This window comes from Methylobacterium sp. ME121 (genome assembly GCF_000974725.1).
Lineage (GTDB): Bacteria > Pseudomonadota > Alphaproteobacteria > Rhizobiales > Beijerinckiaceae > Methylobacterium > Methylobacterium radiotolerans.
Genome location: NZ_BBUX01000192.1, coordinates 1 through 587 on the forward strand (window position 1 = coordinate 1; position 587 = coordinate 587).

General features: G+C 75.8%; 1 protein-coding gene. It reads left to right on the plus strand.

Translation table 11 applies throughout. The features are described from left to right. The coding region (locus ME121_RS32890; protein WP_491892970.1) for a sugar phosphate nucleotidyltransferase at nt 1-587 on the plus strand (587 nt) is incomplete at both ends.

A 587-nucleotide genomic window follows, 5' to 3' on the forward strand; every position in this document is an offset into this window, starting at 1 on the left:
CTGTGCGGAGGGACGGGGACGCGGCTGTGGCCGGCGTCGCGGGAGAGCATGCCCAAGCAGTTCGCCCGGCTGGTCGACGCCGAGCGCTCGACCTTCCAGGCGACGCTGGCGCGCGTGTCGGACGCCACCGTCTTCGCGACGCCCACCGTCATCGCCTCGGCCGAGGCCCGCTTCATCGTCGCCGAGCAGCGCGACCAGCTCGGTCTCTCCGCCGACATCCTGCTCGAGCCGCAGGGCCGCGACTCCGCCGCCGCCGTGGCGGTCGCAGCCCTGCACGCCGCCGCCAGCGACCCGCAGGCCGTGGTGCTGATCATGGCCGCCGACCACGTCGTGCCCGACACGGCCGCCTTCGTGGACGCCGTGCAGCGCGCGGCCGCCGGGGCGCGCGCCGGCTACACGATGACGCTCGGCATCGAGCCCGACCGGCCGGCCACCGATTACGGCTACATCCGCCGCGGCGAGCCGATCGCCGAAGCCCCGGGCGCGGCCCGCGTCGCCCGCTTCGTCGAGAAGCCCGACCGGGCCGGCGCCGAGGCGCTGATCACCGACGGCGCCCTGTGGAACTCGGGCTACTTCCTGTTCCGCGC